This is a genomic window from Humibacter albus DSM 18994 (assembly GCF_000421825.1).
In the GTDB taxonomy this organism is placed as follows: Bacteria; Actinomycetota; Actinomycetes; order Actinomycetales; family Microbacteriaceae; genus Humibacter; species Humibacter albus.
The window spans coordinates 694,189-717,492 of the sequence record NZ_ATXT01000011.1; the positions used below are offsets into that span (position 1 = coordinate 694,189).

A 23,304-nucleotide genomic window follows, 5' to 3' on the forward strand; every position below is an offset into this window, starting at 1 on the left:
CACCGTTCTCGATGCGCGCCTGTGACTCCGCCCGCTCATCCGCGTGCGGCACGTGACTAGACGTCGGCGACCTTGCGGCCCTTGTACTCCAGGAACAGCGGGGTACCGGCCGAATCCTCGACGACCTTCGCGTGGTGCGGGAGGCTGTAGGTCACCTTGCCGTTCTCGACGGTCTTGACCAGGTTCGGAACCTGCGCCTTCCACTGCGAACGGCGGGCGTGCGTGTTGGCGCGCGACTTCTTCCGCTTGGGAACAGCCATGTCTCTACTCTTCTCTGTCTCGGGAGCCGGTGTGATCGGCAGGGCTCGACTCGTCAGCTCTGCCGCTCTGACCGGCGGCGTCATCGGAAGCGGGGAAGTCCGCGAGCGCGGCCCATCGAGGGTCGATGGTTCTGCTGGGTTCGCGATCCGGCATATCGGCCAGCCGTTTGCTGGTCTCGGGATCGAGACCAGGACAATCCGGCCGGCAGACCGGCTGGAACGGCAGTGACAGCACTACCGCATCCCTGACCAGAGGTTCAAGATCCACGTGGTCGTCGTGAACCTCGAAGTCAAAAGCTTCCCCAGAAGAATACGCGAAAAGCTCCTGGAAGTCGATTTGAACGCCCTGCTCGATGTCGATCAGGCAACGACCGCAGACGCCCGTCGCCGTCGCCGAGACATCCCCGGAGACGAGGACGCCCTCGTGCACCGACTCGAGCCGCAGATCAAGATCGAGTCGCGTGCCGGCATCCACGTGCAGCAGCCCCTCACCGAGCTTCTCGGGGACGTCGATCGTCAGGGTCTCTTCGCGCATCTCGCCCGGGCGGTTCAGGAGATCGCGCACGTTGACCGAATACGGGTTGCGAACGGCAGGCATGACCGTCGATTCTACGCGACCGGCCCCGCCGACGCCGCCGTCGCCGTCCGCCCTTCGAACAGGGACACCGGCATCAGTGCGGCACGTGTTCTGCGCGCGAATCCCGCGGTCGCGCCGAGCGTGCCCACGACGGCGATCAGGTCGTCGGCGAGCGCCGGATCGGCCGCGGAACGATCGGGTGGACCGAACCGCTCGTGCTCGAGGGCATCCTGCAGCCGACGGATCGCGAGGGATGCCGCCTCGCGCGTCGCCGCGTCCGGCCTGCTTCCCGGCGCCTCGTTCCACGTGCGACTCAATCGATCGGCGAATGCCCGTGGCGTCTCGGTCATGGGCGCGGCGAGCCCGAGATCGAGTGCCGTGGCTCGCACTTCGCTCCAGGCGGTCGTGGCCGTCCCTCCCCCGCCGCGCACCGCGCCGACGCGCCGGGCTCGTAGCCGACGTCGCACGATGGCCGGCGTGAGCATGAGCGCGACCAGAAGGAGCACCACGGCGGCGACCGTGCCGGAGGAGGAGATCGCGGCCACCGAGTCGGGCGACGATGTGCCGTCGCCGGCGATCGGGGCATCCGTGGGCACCAGCCGGCGAGGGTCGGCGGTCGCCGACGCGCTCGGCTCGTCGGTCGGCGACACGGCCGTCGACTTCGCGGGCTCGTAGTTCGGCACCGTTCCCCGGCCGACGGTCGGCTCGAACTGCACCCAGCCGACGCCCGGGAAGTACAGCTCGGGCCAGGCGTGCAGGTCATCGGAGCTGACCTGGTAAGAGGTGCTGTGGCCGCTGCTGCCCGTCACATCGCCGGGCAGATATCCGACACCGATGCGCGCCGGAATGCCGAGCTCCCTCGCCATCAGCGTCATGGCAGCCGCGAAATGCACGCAGTACCCGGCCTTCTTCACGAGGAACTTCGCGATAGTTCCCGGCGTGTCGTCGTCGTACCCGCCGCTGCGGGGAGCGTCCAGCGAATAGCGGAAATCACCGTCGTGGAAATAAGCCTGCAACGCGATCGCCTTGTCGTACGCGGTCGTCGCCCCTGCCATGACCTGCTCGGCCGTGGTGCGGATGATCGGTGGCATGTCCGGCGGCAGCGTGAGGTCGCGCTGCACCGAGCGGGGATAATCGTCGCCGGACTCGCGCATGCGGGCCGCTGTCGGCTCGACCGTGCGGGTGACGACGCGGTAGCTCTGATCGGCGGTGCTCGCCGTGTACCCGGCGATGGTGAGGTCGTCGCGTTCAACGCCCCAGCTTCCGTTCAGTCCGCTCAGCCTGGAGACCGGGTACGGCGCCGGCAGCCACTGGCTGGTCAGGTCATGCACCTGAATCTTCGTGACCGCCGTGCCGGTCTTCACACCGGGCTTGAGCCCCGGCACTCTCGTGACCGTCGTCTCGGAGGTGAAGAAGTCCGACGCTGTGCGCGTGTGCCGCCACACGGTTCCGGAGAACACGTCGAGTGTGGTCATCTGCAGATAACCGGGCGCGGCTGCCGTTGTCGTGTAGTCCATGACCGGCACGGCGGCCGGTCGCCGGAGGTCCGCACCGAGGTCGACGAGCGGGGCGCCGCCTTCCCCGAACATCACGCCGGCGGCGGGTATCGACTGCCGGCCCACTTGCTGGAAGCCGGGCGCCGTCGTCCCGATCACGAGCGCCACGACGATCGCCCCGGCCGCGATCGTGAACGAGCTGGCGATCTCGGGCACTGTCCCGCGCTTCACTCGCATGTCGGCCCGCAGCAGGAGCAGATAGGCGACGAGGCACGCGGCGAGGGCGACCGGAGAGATGCCACTGTTCAGCAGCGCGGCGGGCGCGATGAGCGCACCGGCCATGAGTAAGCCCACAGCAGAGGGGATGCGCACCACGAGCGCCAACAAGTCGCAGACGAACGCGATCAGACCACCCACGCCGACGAGCAGGAAGAGAAACTCGGGCACCGGATCGGCGGGCACGCCCTGCGTGTACAGCGACGTCCGCGAGCGCACGACCAGTTCGCCGAACTGCGCGATCGTCGATGGCGTCGGAATCACGCCGAACAGCGCCGTCTGCGGGGCGAACAGCGCCGTGACGACCATCACGAGGGCGACGAACGCCGCGACGGGGGCCAGCGCGTGGGGCAGGCCGGGATGACGCGCGGACGGAATGGCGCGGCATCCGGCGGCCACACCGAGCACGACGACGCTCACCAGCAGGAGCTCGAGCCACCATGCCGCTCCTGTGACGAGTCCTGCCAGAGCGAGCGTCAGCGCGGCCATCACCGCCAGCAGCGCCGCGCTCAGCCGCAGCTCCGACGTCGTCGTCATGCCGCGACCGCTCACCCCGGGGTCCACGCCCGTTCGTGATGCCGCCGTCGGCGCACGGCCCGAAGCCGATCCTCCCGCGCGTCCGGTCGCCGTGTCAGCCATGCTGCACCGCAGCGGAACGGATGCCCGCCCGCCGCCAGATCTCATGCGGGGCCTCCCCCGCGCTCGCGTCGACGCAGATCCAGCCCCGTTGTTCGAAGAGATCCCGCAGCTCGGGGCGGGCGCCGACGAAGAAGGCCACCGCCGGGTCTCCCATCGATCCCCGCGCCGATACCGCGGCGAGCTCATCGTGATCACCGTCCACGATGATGACGAAGGTGGGCACCGCCTGCTGATTGCGTCCCAGCGCCGCGGCGAGCACGGCCGCCGGGTCCGTGTTCTCCCGCTCCCGCTGCTGCAGGCCGGCGAGCCCCGTGAGAAGTGTCTGCGCACCACCCGGAGGGTCGTACGCCGCCACCGGGAGCCCGGTGAGCCCCGCTCGCCCCGATCCCGATCGCCCTTGGAGCTGCAGTGGCGCCGTCTCTGCCACCCCCAGCACGAACCCCTGGTCGATCAGGTGCGATCCGATGGACGCCGCCAGGGCGACCGCTGTCTCGAAACGCGGACTCGAGGCATCCGACCTTCGTTCCGTCGATCCGGCGTCGGTGTCGATCAGAAGCCACGACTCCGGGTTGCTGCGCGGCTCCTCCTGGCGCACCATCAGCTTGTCGTGCCGAGCCGTGGCCCGCCAGTGCACGCGACGCATCGGGTCTCCCGGACGGTAGTCGCGCGCGATCAGCTCGTCCGCGTTCGGGATGCTGTGCTTGACCAGTTCGTGCTCATAGCCTTCGCTACGGGAGACGTCGAGGTCGGCGTCGCCGAGGTCGTCAACGCGGGGCACCACGACGAGAGGCTTGCCCGAGCCGACGGGATACCTGGCGCGCATCAGACCGAACGGATCCGTGCGCTCCACCAGCAGCGGACCCAGCGTGAAGATTCCGCGCACGGTGGTGCCGATGCTGTAGTGCACGACGGCCGTGTCGGTGTGATCTCGGCTGGCCCTCGCGTGCTCGCCGACCGATGGGAGCGGAGCGAAGCCGGGGGTCTGCAACTCGGCGGGGCAGGCATCCCGCCACCGGAGCGCCGCGGAGCGCCGACTCGACTCATTGCGCACGGTGAGCGTGGCGCGCGCGGTCTCACCGGCGGTGACGACGTCGGACTCGAACACCCGCGCGACGCTGAACCAGGGCTTCTCGACGGTGATCGCGATGGCCGCCGCGAGCGGCAGCAACACCAGCACCAGGCCGAGCACGAGCAGATCGACTCGGCCGAGCTGCGCTGCACCCGCCATCGAGAGCACACCGGCAACTGCCAGCCCAGCGCCTCGCCAGGTCGGTCTCTGCCGCTGCGCTGCGGACCGGGCTCGGGTGCCCTTCATGGTCCAACGCTACTTCTGTTGTCCCACCGGCACCGGAGTGGCCGCGACGATGCGGGTCACGGCATCGGCGAGCACGGCGGCCCGCTCGTGATGCTGCCCCATGGCCCGGCTCGTCGGCAGCAGGCGGTGCGCCAGCACGGGCACGGCGAGGGCATCGACGTCGTCGGGGAGAACGAAGTCCCGGCCGGCGAGCGCGGCCCGCGCCTTCGCCGCCCGTACGAGCTGCAGGGTCGCGCGCGGGCTCGCCCCCAGGCGCAGGTCCGGATCGTCACGCGTGCCATGGGCGATGGCGACGGCGTACTGCTTGAGCGCCTCGGAGGCGAACACCCGGCGGGCGAGAGCCATCATCTGCCGCAACCGATCGCTCGTGACGACGGCGCCGATGCGCGAGAGCGGGCTGGAGGTGTCGCGTCCGGTGAGCATCTCGATTTCGGCCTGCTCGTCGGGGTAGCCCATGGCGATGCGCGCCATGAAGCGGTCGCGCTGCGCTTCGGGAAGCTCGTACGTCCCCTCCATCTCGACCGGGTTCTGGGTCGCGATCACGATGAACGGATCCGGAAGCGGGTAGGTCGAACCGTCGACGGTGACCTGCCGCTCCTCCATGCACTCCAGCAGTGCGGACTGCGTCTTCGGGCTCGCCCGGTTGATCTCGTCGCCGATCACGATGTTCGCGAACACCGCCCCGGGCTTGAACTCGAAACGTCGTTCCGGCTGGTTGTAGACGGAGACGCCGGTCACGTCGGAGGGCAGCAGATCGGGCGTGAACTGCACGCGGCTGACGCTGCAGTCCACCGACTTCGCCAGCGCCTTCGCCAGCATCGTCTTGCCCACGCCCGGCACATCCTCGATGAGCAGGTGGCCCTCCGCCAGCAGCACCGTGAGCGCGACCTGCACCGCGTCGTGCTTGCCGTCGATCACCGCCTCGATGTTGGATGCCACGCGCTCGGCCTCCGCACGCAACTCCTCGTGTGTCATCCCGGGCTCGGCGTCGGTGCCGGAGGCCGCGGCATCCGTTGGCTGTTTCGTCGGCAGTGTGTTCATTGCTCCTGCAGATAGTCGTAGACGGCACGCGGCACGTAGGGACTGACGTCGCCACCCAGCGACGCGACCTGCCGCACCAGCGATGACGACACGTGCGCGTTCGCGGGATTCGGCAGCATGAAGACGGTCTCCACACCCGCCAGGTCTCGGTTCACGATCGCCATCGGCGTCTCGTAGGCCACGTCCACCTGCGAGCGGATGCCCTTGACCAGCGCGTTCGCGCCGACGTCGGTGCAGTAGTCCACGAGCAGGCCGACGCTCCAGGCCGCCACGACGATGTTCCCGGGCAGCCGCTCGTCGGCGATCGAGCGCTCGATCAAAGCGACTCTCTGTGCGATCGGCAGCATGGCGGTCTTGGAGGGGTTGTGCACCACCAGCACATGGATCTCATCGAACAGGCGCGCGGCTCGCGCGATCACGTCGAGGTGGCCCAACGTGACCGGGTCGAACGAACCAGGGACAACGGCGATCCTGCTCATAGACCTCCAGGATAGCCGGACACGTTTACCTGATCGTTATGCAGCGAGGACAGTTCACGGCGAGTTCTCGTTCACGGCGTGTTCTCGTCCACGACCGGTTCTCGTCCACGACCACGCAGTCAGATCCCGCAGGGCACGCCGCAGGGGTTCAGGCCCGCGCGAGGAAGTCGCGCGACGCGTCCGTCAGTCGGTCGGCGATCGCGGCAGCCAGTGCTGGGTGCTCGGTGAGGCGAGGGTCGTCGGCGAGCAGGGACGCGGCATCCGCCCTGGCCTGCTCGATGACCTCGCCGTCGCGCGCCACACGCAGCAGGCGCAGAGAGGACCGACCCCCTGACTGGTCACTGCCGAGCACGTCGCCCTCCCGGCGCAGCTCCAGGTCGGCCTCCGCGAGGGCGAATCCGTCGAGCGTCGCGGCGACGGCGTCCACGCGCTCGCGTGCGAGCGATCCCGCCTCGGCAGCGGTGACGAACAGGCACAGGCCCGGCACGCCGCCTCGGCCGACGCGACCGCGCAGCTGATGCAGCTGCGAGACGCCGAATCTGTCGGCGTCGAGCACGATCATCGCGGAGGCATTCGGCACGTCCACGCCGACCTCGATCACTGTGGTCGCGACCACCAGGTCGAGGGCACCGGCTGCGAAAGCCCGCATGACGGCATCCTTCTCATCGGCGCTCATACGGCCGTGCAGTGCGGCGATGCGCGCACCGGAGAGCGCCGGATTCCGCTGTACCGCGGCGAGAGTCTGCTCCACGGTGGCGATCGGGCGCTCCGCTTCGAGCGCTTCCAGCTCCTCGGCGGAGAGTCCGTCGGCGGCGGCGTCTTCACGCTCCTTCGGCGTGATCGCCGGGCACACGACGAAGACCTGATGACCCGCCGCGATCTCCTCCGCCGCACGCGTCCAGATGCGGTCCTCCCAGCGGGGATGCTCGGCCAGCGGCACGACGAAGCTCTCGATCTTCTGCCGGCCGGCCGGAAGCTCCGCGATGGTCGACACGTCGAGGTCGCCGAACACGGTCATCGCCACGGTGCGCGGGATGGGTGTGGCCGTGAGCACGAGCTGGTGCGGCGGTGACGCCGCCTTGCCGCGCAGCACGTCGCGTTGCTCCACTCCGAAGCGGTGCTGTTCGTCGACGACGACGAGTCCCAGGTCGTAGAACGACACCTTGTCGTTCAGCAGCGCGTGCGTTCCCACCACGATCTGCGCCTGCCCGCTCACGGCGCGCAGCAGCGCCTTCTTGCGCTCGGATGCCGTCAGCCGCCCGGTGATCAGCGTGGGCATGAGCTCCGCGGCGAGGTCGGGGCCGAGTGCCGCCGCGATCGAGCGCAGGTGCTGCGACGCGAGCACCTCGGTGGGCGCGAGGAACACCGACTGCCCGCCGTTGTCGGCCACCTGGAGCATGGCGCGCAATGCGACCACGGTCTTCCCGCTGCCGACCTCGCCCTGCACGAGCCTGTTCATCGGCACAGCCTGAGCGAGGTCGTGCCTGATCTGCTCCCCCACCGCCTGCTGGTCATCGGTCAGCTCGAACGGCAGTGCCGTATCGAAGCGGGCGGCGTAGCCGTCGGGAACGGGCATGCGTGCCGTCGCCGCGGTCTCGCGCAGGCGCTCTCGCTCCTGCAGAAGCGCGGCCTGCAGTACGAACGCCTCATGGAAGCGCAGCGTGTCGCGGGCACGACGCCAGTCGGCGTCATCTTCAGGCAGATGGATGTCGTACAGCGCCACCGAGAGCGGCTCGAGCCCGTGCTCGACGGCGACCGGCCGCGGCACCGGATCGTCGATCGGACCGAATCCCGGCAACACCTCCTCACGGATGACCTTGGCGATCTTCCAGCTCGCGAGCGTGGAGGTCGCCGGGTAGATCGGGATGGGCCTGCTCTGCCAGGCCGCGGCCTCCGACTCGGTCGTCACCGGCGAGCCGCTGCCTGAGGTGCCGGCACTCGATGCGCCGATTCCCGAATCGTCGTCGAAGAGCTCGTAGTCCGGATGCGTGAACTGCAGCGTGTTCTTGTACCTGTTGACCTTGCCTGCGAAGATGCCGCGCCGACCCGGATAGAGCTCGTTCTTGCGCCACGCCTGATTGAAGAACGTGAGCGTGACCACGCCCGTGCCGTCGGAGATGGTGACCTCGAGGATGGATCCGCGACGCTGCCGCATCGCCCGCGACTCCACGTGCCTCACCTCGGCGACGATCGTGACCTCCTCGCCCGGCGGCAGGTCGGCCATGTTCGTCAGCTCGCCGCGGTGTGCGTAGCGACGCGGGTAGTGAGCGAGCAGGTCGCCCACCGTGCGATGCCCGAACGCGCGGTGGAACACGGCGGCCTGCCGATCGCCCAGCACGGAGGTCAGCGGCGTGTGCAAGTCCGCTCGGGTAGCCGCCCTCGCCCCTGTTGCGTTCGAGAGCTCCGACCGAGGCTGCGCCATGCCCCCAGGCTAGAGGCATCCGCCGACAGTCTGCGAGCACCCCCGCCGTCCGTGAGCACCGACCGAAAGCGCGCTGGCCCTCGCCGACGGGCGGCGGCATCCGTGCCGATACTCTGGCACGCATGACACGCATCGTCTCCGGGTTCGCCGGCTCCCTCGGCCTTGCCGTGCCGAAGTCCGGCACCCGGCCGACAAGCGACCGCGTGCGCGAGGCGATGTTCTCCTCGCTCGAGTCGATGGATGCCATCAGCGGCATACGAGTGCTCGATCTGTATGCAGGCTCGGGCGCGCTCGCCCTGGAGGCGGTGAGCCGCGGGGCATCGTCGGCCGTGCTGGTGGAGCAGAACGCGCAGGCGGCGAGCGTGTGCCGGAGGAACGCCTCGGCCGTGCTCAAGGCCGCGACGCAGGCTCGCTCCGCGGATGGGGCGGGAAGCGGACTCGCTCGCGTCGACGTGCGCCAGTCGACGGTGCGCGGCTACCTCGCGCAGTCGGGCGGCGCAGACTTCGGCCTCGCTTTCCTCGATCCGCCCTACGACGTGACGGAGGCTGAGCTGGCCGACGTTCTGGCGGCGCTCGTCGCGCACCTCCGCGAGGACGCCGTCGTCGTCGTCGAGCGCAGTGCCCGCTCTCCCGAGCCGCGCTGGCCGGCGCCGCTCGATCCGTTCCGTACGAAGGCCTACGGCGAGACCGCCGTCTGGTTCGCCGGGCTCGCTGAGTCTGACTCGGCCGATGCCTCACCCGGTGTGCCCGGTGACGTTCCGCCCCATCCTCAGCCCGCGGCGTAGGGGTCCCATCCGGCGGCGCCCGCGTACGGATGTCCGTCCACGCTGATCCGCGCCACCCCGTCTCCCAGGCCCGTGCCCGCAGCGTCGGACGAATCCGCATCCGCCGCGAGCACGCGGCCGATCGCGCGGAACGGCTCGGGCAGAGCGACCGACGGCGGGAAGCAGGCAAGCAACGCGTGGTCCTCGCCGCCGGCGAGCGCCGCGGCAGGATCCGATCCGAGCGCCGCTGAGGAGAAGTCGATGCGCACGCCGGACGCCTCGGCGATGCGGCCCGCGTCGAGTGCCAGGCCGTCGCTGACGTCGAGCATGGCGGTCGAGCCGGCCTCAGCTGCGGTGGGCCCCGCAGCGATGGGAGGCATCGGGCGGCGCTGCACGGCCACCTCTGCAACGCGCGCGGCGAGGTCGGCGGCACGCTCGGCATCCGGTTCGCCGTCGTCGTCCACGCCTTCGGTGAAGAGCGCGCGCAGTCCGGTTGCCGCGAGCCCCATCGTGCCGGCGAGTGCGACCACGTCGCCCGGACGAGCCCCCGAGCGCAGCACCGGAGGCCTGCCCTCCAGATCGCCGAACGCCGTCACGGCGAGCGTGAACGCGCTCGAGACCGAGAGGTCGCCGCCGACCACACCGCAGCCGGGAGCGAGCGCTTCGCAGGCCAGCCGGAACCCGTCGGCGACGGACTCGAGCACGGCGACGGGAGTGCGCGCGGGCGCCGCGATCGCGACGACGAGCGCCGTCGGGCGGGCGCCCATCGCGGCGACGTCCGAGAGATTGGTGGCGGCTGCCTTCCAGCCCAGGTCCTCGGGGCTCGACCATGCCCAGCGGAAGTCGGGACCCTCGATCATCATGTCCGTCGTCACGACATAACGCCCGTCCGGGGCGGCGAGCACGGCCGCGTCGTCCCCGGGGCCCACGACGGCGGCCGCAGACTGCGGGAGCCGGGGAAAGACACGGCGCAGGGTCGCAACCTCGCCCACGCCGGCGAGAGTGTCGGCATCCTCTGCACGACCTTGTTCCGCCGCGCCCGTGGCAGCCGGCCGGCGCGGTTCTCGACCCTGTGCAGACCCGGGGTCGGTCGCCCGATCGTCATGCGTCCGGTGCCCAGAATGCGTCATGACTCCCACGCTAGCCTGAGAGGTGATGCCCCCTCGTGTTCGCCCTCTCGTCCGCCATTCGTCGCGCCAGGCCTCCCCTACCCACAGCCCAGCGCGTCGCTGGGCGCTTGCGCTGGTGGCGACCGGAGCAGCGCTGTTGCTCACCGGATGCACCCCCACCGTGTCGATGGAGCCAGCGGCGGACGCGAACAATCCGAGGTGCGCCGATGTCATCGTGCACCTGCCCGACACAGTGGCCGGCAAGGCGCAGCGCGAGACGAACGCGCAGGCGACCTCCGCCTGGGGCGATCCGACAGTCGTGCTGCTGCGCTGCGGAGTCGTCCCCATCGGGCCGACGACGAAGCCGTGCATCACGGTGAACGGCATCGACTGGGTTCTCGAGAACGACCCGGCGGCGAAGTCGTTGCGCTACATCACGTTCGGGCGCACGCCGGCGACCGAGATCGTGATCGCGCACGGCGAGGGCGGCGTGACGGACGCCTCGGTGCTGCCCGATCTGGCCGATGCGATAGGTCAGATCCCGCAGAGCAAGAAGGAGAAGTGCCTCGCCACCTCCGACGTGACATCGCCGACCGAGACGCCGACGCCCACCCCGACGAGCACGTCGACGCAGTCGGGCTGAGCCGACGCGGCGCCACGAACACGCGGTGAGCCGTCCAGCCTCAGTGGTGAGACATACCCATTCGAATGAGACCGCCCGTTTCGACGTCTGTCTCGTTCGGATTGGTATGTCTCACGCCGGGGATGACACGAGTGCCGGGCTACCGCGCGAGCGCCAGCTCGATCAGCTCGTCGATCAGTTCCGGGTAGCTGAAGCCGCTGGCCTGCCACACCTTGGGGAACATCGAGATCGGCGTGAACCCCGGCATGGTGTTCACCTCGTTGATCACCCAGCCGTGGTCGGTGAGGAAGAAGTCGGCACGCGCGAGCCCTGCGCAGTCGATCGCCTCGAATGCGGTCACCGCCAGCCTCTGCATCTCCGCGAGCTCATCCGCCGTCAGGTCGGCAGGGCACACGAGATCGACGCCCGGGGCATCCAGGTACTTGGCGTCGAAGTCGTAAAATCCGCGACCGGTGACCACGATCTCTCCGGCGACGGATGCCCGTGGCCGCTCCCCCGGACGCGCCCCGAGCACCCCGATCTCGATCTCGCGGCCGGCGACCGCGGATTCGATGATGGCCTTGCCGTCCTCGGCGAACGCCGTCTCCAGGGCGTCGCCGAGCCCCTCGGCGGACGTGATCTTCGTCACCCCGACGCTGGATCCGGCGCGCGCGGGTTTGACGAAGAGCGGGGAGCCGAGGTCGCGCACCCGGCCGGCGACGGCATCCTGGTCGCGCTCCCACTGATCATGGGTCACCGTGACCCAGGGGGCGACCTGGAGTCCGGCCGCCTGCAGAACGGTCTTCGTGAAGTGTTTGTCCATGCCGAGGGCGCTTCCGAGCACGCCGGAGCCCACGTACGGGATACCGGCGAGCTCGAGCAGTCCCTGGATGGTCCCGTCCTCGCCCCAGAGTCCATGCAGGATCGGGAAGACGACGTCGACTTCGCCGAGGGACGACACCTCGCCGTCCCGCTCCACGGTGAGCTCGCGGGAGAGCGCCGAGTCGGGCCAGCGCACGCGGCTTCCGTCGTCGCGCACCTCGGGCAGCTCGTCGGGATCCAGCGCGAACGCGGAGGGGTCGTCCCGCTCGAGCACGAACGCGCCGTCGCGGGTGATGCCGACGGGGATGACGTCGTAACGCTCGCGGTCAAGCGCCCCGAGCACTCCGCCCGCCGTGGCGCAACTGATCGAATGCTCGCTCGAACGCCCGCCGAAAAGAAGCACGAGGACGCGCTTGTGAGTCATCCGTTGTCCTTTCACCGCGAGGGGTGTCATCCGTGGTCAGATGAGGTGCCAGATCGGCCGGTGCCAGCGTACCCGCAAGCACCTGTCCGACCTGGTCGACGATCGGCATCTCGACGCCCTTGGCTCGGGCGAGCGCCAGAATGGGTGCGACGGATGCCAGTCCTTCCGCGGTCTGGTTCATCTGCTTGACCACTTCGGCGAACGCGTATCCCTGGCCGAGCAGGCGTCCCGCGGTGTTGTTGCGCGACAGCGGCGACTGGCAGGTGGCGATCAGGTCGCCGAGTCCGGCCAGCCCGGCGAGCGTCTCGCGCTCGGCGCCGTGCGCGACGGCGAAATCCGTCATCTCCACGAGCCCGCGCGTGATGATCGACGCTTTGGTGTTCTCTCCGTAGCCGACGCCGTCGACGATCCCGATCGCGACGGCGATGAGGTTCTTCAGCACGCCGCCGAACTCGGTGCCGATCACGTCGGTGTTGATGAACGACTTGAAGTAGGGGTTTCGGGCGGCCAGCGCCACCTGCTGCGCGGTCTCCAGGCTCCGCGACGAGACCACGGCGGCGGTCGGCTGCTCCTTCGCCAGCTCGAGGGCGAGGTTCGGACCGGATGCCACCGCGATGCGATCCGGATCAATGGGCAGCACCTCGGCGATCACCTCGCTCATGCGCAGGCCAGTGCCCTTCTCCACGCCCTTCATCAGGCTGACGACCGGGATGTCGGCGGGCAGGAGTCCCTCGATGGCGACCAGGTTCTCGCGCAGGCTCTGACTCGGCACTGACAGATACAGCTGGTCGGCGTCGCTCAGCGCCTCGCCCAGATCGGACGTGGCCGTGAGGCTCTTCGGCAGGTTGATGCCGGGCAGGTACTGGCTGTTTCGTCGCGCCTCACGGATCTCGCGCGCCGCTTCCGGACGCCGGGCCCACAGGGTGACCTGTGAGCCCCCGTCGGCGAGGATCTTCGCGAACGTGGTGCCCCAACTGCCGGCGCCCAGAACGGTGACGCGCCGCGCCGGTGCCGGCTTAGCCCTCAAAACGCCCCGTCTCACTCTGCGCGTGCGCGGCCGGGTCCCAGCGTTCCGCCGGCCCCTTCTCGCCGCGGAGCTTCTCCAGTTCGCGCGTGACGCCCTGCATGATGCGTTCCGTCGCCTCCGCCAGCACGCTGGCCGTGAGCGGCTTGCCGCGGAACTCGTCGAGATCGACGGGCTCACCGATCGAGAAGGTGATGGTCTTGCGGGGGAAGAGGCTGATCTTCTTCGAGTAGCGCGCCATGATCTGCTGCGTGCCCCAGTGCGCCAGGGGGATGACAGGGATGCCGTAGTTCAGTGCGAGACGCGCGGCCCCCGTCTTGCCGCGCATCGGCCACAGATCGGGATCGCGGGTGAGTGTCCCCTCGGGGTAGACGATGACGACGCTGCCGTCGTCGACGATGTGCTGCGCCTGCGCGATGGGCGCGCCGCGTCCGCCGTGACTGCGGCTGACCGGCACCTGTCCCGACTTGGTGAGGAACCAGCCGACGACGGGCACCGCGAACAGGCTCTCCTTCGCGAGGAACCGCGGCGCACGCCCCCGCCGCCAGATCATGGAGCCGACGACGAGCGGGTCGATCTCGCTGTAGTGGTTCGGCGCAATGATGTACGCCCCGGTCTTCGGCAGGTTCTCCCGGCCGTGCACCTTGAACCGGGCGAACGTCCCGATCAGCGGCACGACGATGCCCGCCATCGGCCAGAACACACTGGGCCGGGTCGTCTCTCGGCCCGATCGGCGCTTCTTCACAGGTGCAACCGACCGATCGGGCGCGGGCTTCACCTCCTCGAGCGGGGCCGAGGCGTCGGTTCCCGCAGGCGGCGTCGGCGGCGATGCGGAGGCATCCGGATCATCGGGTGTTTTCGGCACCCGCCCATTATCCGCCACACCCGTCGGCGCCACGCCCGAGGCTCGTCGCGAGTGCGCCCGAGACTCGTCGCGAGTGCGCCCGAACGACTCGGTCACCGTCTGCTCCGACGGCATTTCGGCGCATTCGCCGCCAGGGGGTCAGGGGTCGTCGGCGATCAGGGGCCGTCGGCGATCAGGGGCCGTCGGCGATCAGGGGCCGCTAGCGGATCAGAGGTGGGGGCGGCGCGGGCCGGCGGGCAGGACAGGGCGACGAGAAGGCGCCGGGAGTGCTGACGTCTGAGGCGAACGCTTCGTCAGCGCTCGATCACGAAGTCGGCGCCGAGCTGCTCGAGCTTGCCGATGAAGTTCTCGTAGCCGCGGCTGATGATGCCGACGTTGCTCACGGTCGACGTGCCGTTCGCGGTGAGGGCGGCGATCAGGTGGCTGAAGCCGCCGCGCAGATCCGGAACCTCGATGTCGGCCCCGTGCAGTTCCGTCGGCCCCGCGATGACCGCCGAGTGGTTGAAGTTGCGCTGACCGAAGCGGCACGGATGCCCGCCGAGGCACTCCTTGTGGATCTCGATCGTCGCACCCATCTCGATCAAGGCATCCACGAAGCCGAAGCGCTGCTCGTACACGGTCTCGTGCACGATGGAAATGCCCTTCGCCTTGGTCAGGGCGACCACGAGCGGCTGCTGCCAGTCCGTCATGAAGCCGGGGTGCACATCCGTCTCGATCACGACGGGCTTCAGCTCGCCACCGGGGTGGTAGAACCGGATGCCGTCGTCGTCGATGTCGAAGGCTCCGCCGACCTTGCGGAACACGTTGAGGAACGTGAGCATCTCGGCCTGCCGTGCGCCGCCGACGAAGATGTCGCCCTGCGTGGCCAGCGCGGCGGCGGCCCAGCTGGCGGCCTCGTTGCGGTCGAACAGGGCGGTGTGGCTGTACCCGGTCAGCCGGGAAACACCCTCGATGCGGATCACGCGGTCGGTGTCGACCGTGATGATGGCGCCCATCTTCTGCAGGATGTTGATGAGATCCATGATCTCGGGCTCGATGGCGGCGCCGCGCAGCTCGGTGATGCCGTCGGCCTTCACCGCCGTGAGCAGCACCTGCTCGGTCGCGCCGACGCTCGGGTACGGCAGCTCCACCTTGGAGCCGTGCAGGCCGTTCGGCGCGGTCATGCGGATGCCGCTGGGCAGCTTCTCCACGACGGCGCCGAACCGACGCAGCACCTCGAGGTGGTAGTCGATCGGACGGTCGCCGATGCGGCATCCGCCGAGGTCCGGGATGAACGCCTCGCCGAGCGCGTGCAGCAACGGTCCGCAGAACAGGATCGGGATGCGACTGGACCCGGCGTGCGCGTCGATGTCGGCCATGTGGGCGCTCTCGACGTTGCTCGGGTCGAGCAGCAGAACGCCCTCGTCCGGGCCGTCGGTCACCTTGACGCCGTGGATCTCGAGAAGGCCCCTCACGACTCGGACGTCGCTGATGTCGGGAACGTCGCGCAGCTCGCTCGGCCCTTCGCCGAGAAGGGCGGCGACCATCGCCTTCGTGACGAGGTTCTTGGCTCCCTTCAACCGGATGCGCCCCTCGAGCGGTCGGCCACCGTTGATGGTGATCTTTTCGGCGGTCAGTCCGACCCGCGCCCCTGCGGCTTGCGCATCCTGAAGAAGTGAGTTCACTAGATTTTCACCGGCAATGTCTTGGGCCGCCACGGTTCGCGGCGGGCTTCGAATTCTGTGATCTGCGCCTCATCACGCATGGTGAGGCCGATGTCATCCAGCCCCTCGAGCAATCGCCACCTAGTGTAATCGTCGATATCGAAATCAACTGTCAGGTCGGCCAGCGTCGCCTTACGCGCAACCAGATCGACACTCGCCTCTATTCCCGGGTTCGCCTCGATGGCGGCCCAGAGCCGCTCCACGTCTTGCTCCGAGACAGTGCCGGTGAGCAGGCCCTGCTTGCCGGAGTTGCCCCGGAAGATGTCGCCGAACCGAGGGCTCAGCACTGCCGTGAAGCCGTAGTCGCGCAAGGCCCAGACTGCGTGCTCGCGGGACGAGCCCGTGCCGAAGTCGGGGCCGGCGATCAGGATCTTGCCGCTCTTGTACGGTTCCTGGTTCAGCACGAACTCCGGGTCCTGCCGCCATGCGGAGAACAGGGCGTCGTCGAAGCCGGTCTTCGTGACCCGCTTGAGGAACACCGCCGGAATGATCTGGTCGGTGTCGACGTTGGAGCGCTTCAGCGGAACGGCCACACCCGTCAGTGTCGAGATCTTCTCCATGATCAGGCCTGCGCCTTCTGCTCGTCGTGTGCTTGGTCGTTGTCGAGGTCCCACGGGCTCGAGAGCGTGCCGCGGATGGCCGTGGCCGCCGCTACCACGGGCGACACGAGGTGCGTTCGCCCGCCCTTGCCCTGCCTTCCCTCGAAGTTGCGGTTGCTGGTGGAAGCGCAGCGCTCCCCCGGTGCCAGCTGGTCGGGGTTCATGCCCAGGCACATCGAGCATCCGGCGAACCGCCACTCGGCGCCGAACGCCTCGACGATCTTGTCGATGCCCTCGGCCTCGGCTTCCAGGCGCACGCGCGCGGATCCCGGGACGACCATGACGCGCACGCCGTCGGCTTTCTGCTTGCCCTTGATGATCGAGGCGAAGGCGCGCAGGTCTTCGATGCGCGAGTTGGTGCACGATCCCATGAACACGGCATCCACGTGGATGTCCTTGAGCGGCGTGCCGGCCCGCAGGTCCATGTACTCCAGCGCCCGTGTCGCCGCAGCCTGTGCGTTCGGGTCCGTGAAGCTCTGCGGCTCGGGCACGACGTCGCTCAGCGAGACACCCTGACCGGGATTGGTGCCCCAGGTGACGAACGGCTCCAGCGCGTCGGCGTCGACGAACACCTCCGCATCGAACTGCGCGCCCTCGTCGGTGCCGAGCGTCTTCCAGTACTCGACAGCGGCATCCCAGTCGGCACCCTCCGGCGCGTGCGGGCGGCCCTTGAGGTAGGCGAACGTCGTCTCGTCCGGCGCCACCATGCCGGCGCGAGCCCCGGCCTCGATCGACATGTTGCAGATGGTCATGCGGCCCTCCATGGAGAGCGCGCGGATGGCGCTGCCACGGTACTCGAGCACGTAACCCTGGCCGCCGCCGGTGCCGATCTTCGCGATGACCGCGAGGATGATGTCCTTCGCCGTGACGCCGGGCCGCAGCGTGCCCTCGACGTTGATGGCCATGGTCTTGAACGGCTTCAGCGGCAGCGTCTGAGTCGCCAGCACGTGCTCGACCTCACTGGTGCCGATGCCGAACGCCATGGCGCCGAACGCGCCGTGCGTCGAGGTGTGCGAGTCGCCGCAGACGACGGTGATGCCCGGCATGGTCAGCCCCAGCTGCGGGCCCACGACGTGCACGATGCCCTGCTCGACGTCACCCAACGAGTGCAGGCGGACCCCGAACTCCGCGCAGTTGCGACGCAGCGTCTCGATCTGGGTGCGACTGGTCGGATCGGCGATCGGCTTGTCGATGCCGATCGTCGGCGTGTTGTGGTCCTCGGTCGCAATGGTCAGGTCGGGCCGGCGCACCTGCCGGCCCTCGGCGCGCAGGCCGTCGAAGGCCTGGGGGCTCGTGACCTCGTGCACCAGGTGCAGGTCGATGTAGATCAGATCGGGGCTGCCGTTCTCGCCCTTGACGACCAGGTGGTCGTCCCAGACCTTCTCGGCCAGGGTGCGGGGGCGAGCGGGGGCGGCGGGCGCGATGTCTTCTGTGACATCGGCGCGCACCGCATCGGATGCTGTGCTCATGCTGTCGAACTCTCCTTGCGTGTATGTCCGGGCCGTGGGCCCGGCGAGGTCAGCCACGAAGAAACTCCGCGACGGTCTGGCTGGAAACTAGGACCCGTCGCGGCGGCTAAGCAGAAGGATGACGGCTGGCACCCGTTCAGTGTACCACTGTGGGATACCAACTCCGCCCGTCGCGCTCATGCCGGAACGAGCTGCACCCGGTACGTTCCGAGCAGCACTGCCGTGCCGGTCGGGACGGGTGTCGGCACACCGGGAGCGACGCCGGAGACCGAGCCGGCGGCATCCACCAGGCTGACGCCGTTCGTGGAATGCAGGTCGGTCACGCGGATGCCCGCGCCCGCGCTCTCGAGCACGGCGTGCGTCTTCGAGACGCTCCGCGCCGGATCGTCGATCGGGAGCAGTCCGGCGCGCTGCCACGCGTCGAACCGCACCGGGTTTCGTCCGATGAGCAGGGCATCCCCGATCGGGACGCGCTCGCCCGTCGGCAGCACCGCGAGCCATGCGGCGGCGAGAGCGGCGAAGGCGGCCGTCGTCGGCGCCGGGGCCGGCGACGGATTCGCGGGGGGCGGCGGGTTGAAGGCCGGCAGCGGCGAGCGCTGGGGCGTTACACGCTCGGTCTGCGTTCCGGTGTCGTGGCGCGGCGGCACGAGGCCCGGAGGCGGCGTGATGAAACCCGGCGTGTCCACCTGCGTCACTATACCGACGACGTGCGACCGGGCCGCGCGAGGCGGTAATCCGAGAAGCGGCGCCGCAACCAGCCCGCGCCGTTCGCGGCCACCGCCGCGGCGGAATCGGCGCGGCGCCACAGCGAACCGGCGCGATCGTCCGCGACGATGGTGCCGTCGAACACCGCGGCGTCGATCTCACCGGCCAGCGAGGAGAGTCCGCCTTCGGGCACTGGTAGCTGTTGCGCCGCGCACTGCCGCTCGAGCTCGGCCGCGATCTGCCGCCTCGTCGCCTTCGTCGGCGGGGCGAGTCCGAGCTCGGCGTACCGATCGAGAAGCTCATCCCAGGCTCCGGCTGCGGCGCTGTCGCCCGTGCCGCCTCTGCGCCGGCGTCGCCGAGCGCGTTTGCGCGCCGCCACGATGAGGAACGGCACGACGAAGACGAGCACCAGGAGCAGGACGCCGCCCGCCGCGTAATACGCCCAGACCGGGATCACGAACGCGTGGTCGGCGTCTTTCTTCTTCTTCTGCGCCTCGTCCTGCGTCTTCACCGGGGTGAGCAGATCATCTGTCTTGTGCTTCGTCTCCGGCGGCTGCCGCACCTGCGGTTGCGGCTCGATCTTGGGCTTCGTGGTCTGCTCGTTCGGGGCATCCGTCTTGTCGGGGGTCGGGAAGAACGGCACCCAACCCACGCCGTCGAACGGCACCTCCACCCACGCCGTCATGTCGCCACCGGTGACGCTCGTCGTGCTCGATGAATCACCGACGCTCGGCGCGAAGCCCATGACGACCCGGGCCGCGAAGCCGAGGTGACGAGCCATCAGCGCGAACACTGTCGCGTACTGTTCCTCGTCTCCCACCATCGGCGATCGTGTGAGCAGATCGGTGATGCGATCGGCGCCCTCGCCTGCCCGAGACGGCACGGAATCCGAGGCGCGGCCGTGGCTGAGGTAGCCCAGCTTCTTCAGCGAGCGCTCGACGCTGCGGAGTCTGCCGATGGCGCTGTCGCCGTTCCCGGCGTACTCGTCCGCTTTCTGGCCGACGATGTCGGGGATGCCGGTCACCTGCGACGTCGAGACGTTCGCCACGGCCACGTCCTTCAGCGCCGTGTCGCTGGGCACCTTCTGCGCGGTGGCCTCGATCGTGTACCGCATCCCGGATGAGACGCCCGTCATCACAGCAGCGGAGCCGGACTGCACGTTCACGCGCATACCGCGGGCGTCGCCGCCTGCACCCGCTCCCTGAAACGACAGTGCCTGCGCGTAACCGAGAGTCGGGAGCCAGACGTCGTCGTACCCGTCTATCGTCACCGTGGCGCGCGTGGTCGTCGAGCCGGTGAACAGTCGTGGAGCAGGTATCTCGCGTCCGTACAGCTCGAAGGCTCCACTCGCCCCGCCCTGCCCCCGGGGGCTGGTCACACTCCAGACGACTCCGTCGTAGCTGTCCATCGCGGCCAGCCGCACGCGTTGACCATCGTGCAGACCAGTGATTGTGAAGAGCTTCGTCTTCTCCAGCTGCTTGGTGTACTTGCGGAAGCCGGCGAGCGGCGCGGGGTAGTCCAGCGGATCGAAGGGCGGCTGCACCTCGTCGCGCACGACGATGCGCGACGACGAGGAGGGGTGTGCCAGCACCCCGGTGAGCGTCCCCACCGCCACGGCGGCCACGACCACGATCGCGCCGCCCGTGATCGCCGTGCGCGTCAGCCCGGCGTCGCGCGCCGCGGACGGGTGCGCGGTGCGCGCACACCAGCCCAGCCAGATCAGGGCGATCGCCCCGAACGCCACACCGCGCGTGCCGGCGAAGAAGGGCTCCCGGGTGCCGAGCAGGATCGTGGCGAGGAACACGGCCGCGGGTCCCGCCAGGCCGAGGACGACACGAAGGACCCAGGTGCGGCCGGTCGGGCCGAGGCGGACGAGCGCCGTCACCGAGAACGCGGACCCGAACCAAGCTGCGACATAAGGCAGCACACTCACAGCCGGAGGCGCCTCGAGCGGAGTGTGCAGCGTCACGGCATCACGCCAGCCGAAGACCGTACCGCTCGCCAGATCGGAGAGACTGTCGAGCGTGGGAACCGCGCCGGCGATGCTCTCGCCGGGAAGAGCGCAGGCGGTGCCGAACACGAAGTAGGCGGCGATCGCGAGGGCGACGGCCGCGACGAGCGGAAGCTTCAGCAGACGTGCGAGAACCGCCGCACCACCACCGACGAGGAGGCCGCCGCCGGCCGCGACGAGAGATGTCGCGCCGAACGCCGGCACGAAGCCCGCGGCCGCGATCGCGACGAGCACCAGCACGACGAGGACGTCGCCCCAGACCGGCCGTGCGGCAATCCCGATCCCGTCGGACGCCGGCGCGGGCGGGGAACGCCGCACGGTTCTGCGCGGCAGACCCGCATCGAGTCCCGTCATCGCCCGGCCCTCCCCAGGAGCGAGACGAGCTCCTCGAGGCGCCCCAGTTCCACGACAGTGACCGAGCCGGTACGCCGCAGTGCGGCATCGCCGTTCGCGACGCATCGCACGGCGATCACCTTCGTTTCTGCACCGTACAGCGCACCGAGAGCGCCGATCTCGGCAGACGTCGCCGCGGATCCGACGAAGAGCACCACCAGGCTCGGTGCGGGGCCGAACGTGCCGACGGTGCGGGCGAACTCGCGCAGGCCGGCGTGCCGGGCATCCGTTCGCTCGACGCGACAGGCGTCGTCGAGGAGCGTCACGGCGGTGCGATCACGCAGTCGGCCGCCCTGCCACCACGCTTGCATCGGCGTCTCCTCGCGCACAATGGCGACACCGACCGACGCGAACGCCGACACGGCGAGTTCGAACTCCTCCTCCGAGGCGAAGTGAGATCGTTCGGTCGCCATCAGGAGAAGGGCCTGCGCCCGTCGCGTCTCTTGGTACTGGCGCACCATGAGGCGCCCCGTGCGCGCGGACGTGCGCCAGTGCACGTTCCGGATGTCGTCGCCCGGCTCGTACGCACGCAGCGCGTGGAACGCCAGGTCGTTGTCGGTGAGCGTCGCGGTCGTGCGGCCCTCCAGGTCGTGCACGAGCCCGTCGCTGCTGGAGCCGATGCGCACGGTGCGGGGATGCACGTACAGTTCGATCCGTTCGGTCCAAGCGGTCGCGTGTCGCACCATTCCCAATTGGTCGCCGCGCACCGAGGTGGCGGGTCCGGTGACGATGACCGCGCGCCGCTGTGTCGGCACGGCGAACAGATACTCGTCGTCGCTGCCGGGAGCGAGCCTGGGCACGATGAACTCGGCTCGGCCGGCGCCCACCGGCAGCTCGATGCGAGTGGGGAGCACGGGCCTGGCGCCCGTATTGCGCACCGACATCGTGCCCATCGCCCGCCCTCCCGCTGTCACCCGGCGCGGCTCGAGACCGATGCCCACGTCATAGGACGTGCGCCCGATCAACGCGAACAGTGCGACCAGAAAAGCTGCTCCGGCCGTGGCTCCCAGAAAGACGAGTTCCGCCCAGCCGAAGACGACGCCCAGCACGAGCCCGACGAGAGCGGTGACCACGATCACGCAGCCGATGGGTGTCACGACGCGCGCCGCGGTCACGGCGCCCCGCGCGGCACCGTCGAGCGTGCGGCGCACCGAGGCGGTGGCCGCCGACGCGGCGCTCTCAGTCGCCGTGCCCAGCTCGCGCAGGACATACGCGCTCTGCGACCGGGTGTCTGTGGTCGTCTCGGACTCTGTGGTCGTGCTCACGCCTCGGCGCTCACGCGGCGCGATACGCCGGCGGGTTGACCGTCGCGACGGCGCGATCGACGATGTCGTCGGCGCTGACCCCGGAGAACTCCGCCTCGGGGTCCACTATCACGCGGTGGGCCAGAACCGGAACTGCCAGCTCCCGCACGTCGTCGGGCGTCACGTACGTGCGCCCTGCGGCGATCGCCCACGTCTTCGCGGCGCGCGCCAGAGCGAGCGCGCCACGAATGCTCACGCCGAGCGCGGCATCCTTGTCGGAGCGCGTTGCGCTCACCAACTCGCTCAGGTAGCCCATCACCGCGCCGTCGGCGTGCACGTCGGCCGCCAGCTGCGCCATCGTCGTCACCGAGTCAGCGGCGATGATCGCCGACACCGAGGCGGCTCGTGCGCGGTTCGACGACTCCATCAGGAGCCGGACCGTGGTGTCGTGATCGGGGTATCCCAACGACGTCTTGATCAGGAAACGGTCGAGCTGCGCCTCCGGCAGCGTGTAGGTGCCCGCCTGCTCGATGGGGTTCTGCGTGGCGATGACCATGAAGGGACTGCCCACCGGGTGGCTCGTGCCGTCGACGGTGACGATGCCCTCCTCCATCACCTCGAGCAGCGCGGACTGCGTCTTCGGCGAGGCGCGGTTGATCTCGTCGGCGAGCACGACCGACGCGAAGATGGGCCCGGGGTGGAACTCGAACCGCCCGTTCGACTGGTCGTAGATGGTCACGCCGGTGACATCGGAAGGCAGTAGATCCGGAGTGAACTGAATACGCGACTGAGTGCCCTGAATGGTGTTCGCCAGAGCCTTCGCCAGCACCGTCTTGCCCGTGCCAGGCACGTCTTCCAGCAGCACGTGGCCGCCGGAGAGCATCGCCGTCACGACGAGACGGATCGCGTGTTCCTTGCCCAGGATCGCCTTGTCGACGTTCCCGACCAACTGCCCGAAGGCGCCCGCGAACCAGGTCGCCTGTTCCTGTGTCACTGCCATGGTCTGTCTCCTTTGTGAATTGACGTGTTCGTCGCGTTCCGCCGG

The 23,304-nt window shown here is 69.4% G+C and carries 20 protein-coding genes; 2 read left to right on the forward strand and 18 right to left on the reverse strand.

Features of this window, described 5'->3' with window-relative positions; all coding sequences use genetic code 11:
• Positions 1-56 precede the first annotated feature (56 nt).
• The 7 genes from rpmF to H623_RS0104665 form a co-directional block, all read right to left on the reverse strand.
• On the reverse strand, positions 57-260 hold the full coding sequence (rpmF, locus tag H623_RS0104635) for a 50S ribosomal protein L32 (RefSeq protein WP_022899781.1): 204 nt from the start codon (positions 258-260) through the stop codon (positions 57-59).
• 4 nt (positions 261-264) lie between these two features.
• On the reverse strand, positions 265-858 hold the full coding sequence (locus H623_RS0104640) for a YceD family protein (protein ID WP_022899782.1): 594 nt from the start codon (positions 856-858) through the stop codon (positions 265-267).
• Positions 859-869: 11 nt separating this feature from the next.
• Complete coding sequence (locus H623_RS17780) at positions 870-3,146, reverse strand: transglutaminase TgpA family protein (protein ID WP_051143059.1); 2,277 nt, start codon at positions 3,144-3,146, stop codon at positions 870-872.
• A gap of 94 nt (positions 3,147-3,240) precedes the next feature.
• A complete protein-coding gene (locus H623_RS0104650; protein WP_026939916.1) occupies positions 3,241-4,563 on the reverse strand; it encodes a DUF58 domain-containing protein in 1,323 nt (440 codons plus the stop codon).
• A gap of 9 nt (positions 4,564-4,572) precedes the next feature.
• Complete coding sequence (locus tag H623_RS0104655; protein ID WP_022899785.1) at positions 4,573-5,604, reverse strand: AAA family ATPase; 1,032 nt, start codon at positions 5,602-5,604, stop codon at positions 4,573-4,575.
• Positions 5,601-6,083 (reverse strand): pantetheine-phosphate adenylyltransferase, encoded by a 483-nt coding sequence (gene coaD / locus H623_RS0104660; protein WP_022899786.1) that lies wholly within the window; start codon positions 6,081-6,083, stop codon positions 5,601-5,603. The genes H623_RS0104655 and coaD overlap by 4 nt, the downstream gene beginning before the upstream one ends.
• A gap of 148 nt (positions 6,084-6,231) precedes the next feature.
• Positions 6,232-8,505 carry an ATP-dependent DNA helicase RecG gene (locus H623_RS0104665; RefSeq protein WP_084485585.1) on the reverse strand — a complete coding sequence of 758 codons (2,274 nt, stop codon included), beginning with the start codon at positions 8,503-8,505 and terminating at the stop codon, positions 6,232-6,234.
• Between the two features lie 122 nt (positions 8,506-8,627).
• Between H623_RS0104665 and H623_RS17785 the strand changes: the two genes are divergently transcribed.
• The gene (locus tag H623_RS17785) at positions 8,628-9,290 is read left to right on the forward strand and encodes an RsmD family RNA methyltransferase (protein WP_022899788.1); all 663 of its coding nucleotides are present in this window, start codon (positions 8,628-8,630) and stop codon (positions 9,288-9,290) included.
• On the opposite strand, the gene thiL is transcribed toward H623_RS17785, so the two are convergent.
• A complete protein-coding gene (thiL, locus tag H623_RS0104675) occupies positions 9,275-10,399 on the reverse strand; it encodes a thiamine-phosphate kinase (protein WP_084485631.1) in 1,125 nt (374 codons plus the stop codon). The two genes, H623_RS17785 and thiL, sit on opposite strands and share 16 nt — an antisense overlap.
• A 115-nt stretch (positions 10,400-10,514) precedes the next feature.
• Here thiL and H623_RS0104680 point away from each other — a divergent pair, with 115 nt between their 5' ends.
• Entirely contained in the window at positions 10,515-11,021 is a 507-nt protein-coding gene (locus tag H623_RS0104680; protein WP_245558870.1) for a DUF3515 family protein, read from the forward strand.
• A 139-nt stretch (positions 11,022-11,160) separates the two neighbouring features.
• On the opposite strand, the gene H623_RS0104685 is transcribed toward H623_RS0104680, so the two are convergent.
• From H623_RS0104685 to H623_RS0104730, 10 genes are all read right to left on the reverse strand, one after another.
• Positions 11,161-12,246 (reverse strand): D-alanine--D-alanine ligase family protein, encoded by a 1,086-nt coding sequence (locus H623_RS0104685; protein ID WP_033371133.1) that lies wholly within the window; start codon positions 12,244-12,246, stop codon positions 11,161-11,163.
• On the reverse strand, positions 12,149-13,273 hold the full coding sequence (locus H623_RS0104690) for an NAD(P)H-dependent glycerol-3-phosphate dehydrogenase (protein ID WP_022899792.1): 1,125 nt from the start codon (positions 13,271-13,273) through the stop codon (positions 12,149-12,151). Before H623_RS0104690 ends, H623_RS0104685 begins: the two co-directional genes overlap by 98 nt.
• Positions 13,263-14,135, reverse strand: coding sequence for a lysophospholipid acyltransferase family protein (locus tag H623_RS0104695; protein ID WP_425402085.1), 873 nt, complete (start codon positions 14,133-14,135; stop codon positions 13,263-13,265). The genes H623_RS0104690 and H623_RS0104695 overlap by 11 nt, the downstream gene beginning before the upstream one ends.
• A gap of 293 nt (positions 14,136-14,428) precedes the next feature.
• Positions 14,429-15,799, reverse strand: a complete 1,371-nt coding sequence (gene murA, locus H623_RS0104700) for a UDP-N-acetylglucosamine 1-carboxyvinyltransferase (protein WP_022899794.1) — start codon at positions 15,797-15,799, stop codon at positions 14,429-14,431.
• Complete coding sequence (gene leuD, locus H623_RS0104705) at positions 15,799-16,398, reverse strand: 3-isopropylmalate dehydratase small subunit (RefSeq protein ID WP_022899795.1); 600 nt, start codon at positions 16,396-16,398, stop codon at positions 15,799-15,801. Before leuD ends, murA begins: the two co-directional genes overlap by 1 nt.
• Positions 16,399-16,400: 2 nt before the next feature.
• On the reverse strand, positions 16,401-17,906 hold the full coding sequence (leuC, locus tag H623_RS0104710) for a 3-isopropylmalate dehydratase large subunit (protein WP_022899796.1): 1,506 nt from the start codon (positions 17,904-17,906) through the stop codon (positions 16,401-16,403).
• Between the two features lie 176 nt (positions 17,907-18,082).
• Entirely contained in the window at positions 18,083-18,592 is a 510-nt protein-coding gene (locus tag H623_RS0104715) for an FHA domain-containing protein (RefSeq protein WP_026939921.1), read from the reverse strand.
• A gap of 8 nt (positions 18,593-18,600) precedes the next feature.
• Complete coding sequence (locus H623_RS0104720) at positions 18,601-20,976, reverse strand: transglutaminase TgpA family protein (RefSeq protein ID WP_022899798.1); 2,376 nt, start codon at positions 20,974-20,976, stop codon at positions 18,601-18,603.
• The gene (locus H623_RS17790; RefSeq protein WP_022899799.1) at positions 20,973-22,280 is read right to left on the reverse strand and encodes a DUF58 domain-containing protein; all 1,308 of its coding nucleotides are present in this window, start codon (positions 22,278-22,280) and stop codon (positions 20,973-20,975) included. The genes H623_RS0104720 and H623_RS17790 overlap by 4 nt, the downstream gene beginning before the upstream one ends.
• Positions 22,281-22,290: 10 nt before the next feature.
• A complete protein-coding gene (locus tag H623_RS0104730; RefSeq protein ID WP_022899800.1) occupies positions 22,291-23,259 on the reverse strand; it encodes an AAA family ATPase in 969 nt (322 codons plus the stop codon).
• Between the last annotated feature and the right edge of the window lie 45 nt (positions 23,260-23,304).

Coding starts and splice junctions, on each gene's coding strand:
- rpmF (WP_022899781.1), bottom strand. CDS start 260: ATGGCTGTTCCCAAGCGGAAGAAGTCGCGCGCCAACACGCACGCCCGC.
- H623_RS0104640 (WP_022899782.1), bottom strand. CDS start 858: ATGCCTGCCGTTCGCAACCCGTATTCGGTCAACGTGCGCGATCTCCTG.
- H623_RS17780 (WP_051143059.1), bottom strand. CDS start 3,146: ATGACGACGACGTCGGAGCTGCGGCTGAGCGCGGCGCTGCTGGCGGTG.
- H623_RS0104650 (WP_026939916.1), bottom strand. CDS start 4,563: ATGAAGGGCACCCGAGCCCGGTCCGCAGCGCAGCGGCAGAGACCGACC.
- H623_RS0104655 (WP_022899785.1), bottom strand. CDS start 5,604: ATGAACACACTGCCGACGAAACAGCCAACGGATGCCGCGGCCTCCGGC.
- coaD (WP_022899786.1), bottom strand. CDS start 6,083: ATGAGCAGGATCGCCGTTGTCCCTGGTTCGTTCGACCCGGTCACGTTG.
- H623_RS0104665 (WP_084485585.1), bottom strand. CDS start 8,505: ATGGCGCAGCCTCGGTCGGAGCTCTCGAACGCAACAGGGGCGAGGGCG.
- H623_RS17785 (WP_022899788.1), top strand. CDS start 8,628: ATGACACGCATCGTCTCCGGGTTCGCCGGCTCCCTCGGCCTTGCCGTG.
- thiL (WP_084485631.1), bottom strand. CDS start 10,399: ATGACGCATTCTGGGCACCGGACGCATGACGATCGGGCGACCGACCCC.
- H623_RS0104685 (WP_033371133.1), bottom strand. CDS start 12,246: ATGACTCACAAGCGCGTCCTCGTGCTTCTTTTCGGCGGGCGTTCGAGC.
- leuD (WP_022899795.1), bottom strand. CDS start 16,398: ATGGAGAAGATCTCGACACTGACGGGTGTGGCCGTTCCGCTGAAGCGC.
- leuC (WP_022899796.1), bottom strand. CDS start 17,906: ATGAGCACAGCATCCGATGCGGTGCGCGCCGATGTCACAGAAGACATC.
- H623_RS0104720 (WP_022899798.1), bottom strand. CDS start 20,976: ATGACGGGACTCGATGCGGGTCTGCCGCGCAGAACCGTGCGGCGTTCC.
- H623_RS0104730 (WP_022899800.1), bottom strand. CDS start 23,259: ATGGCAGTGACACAGGAACAGGCGACCTGGTTCGCGGGCGCCTTCGGG.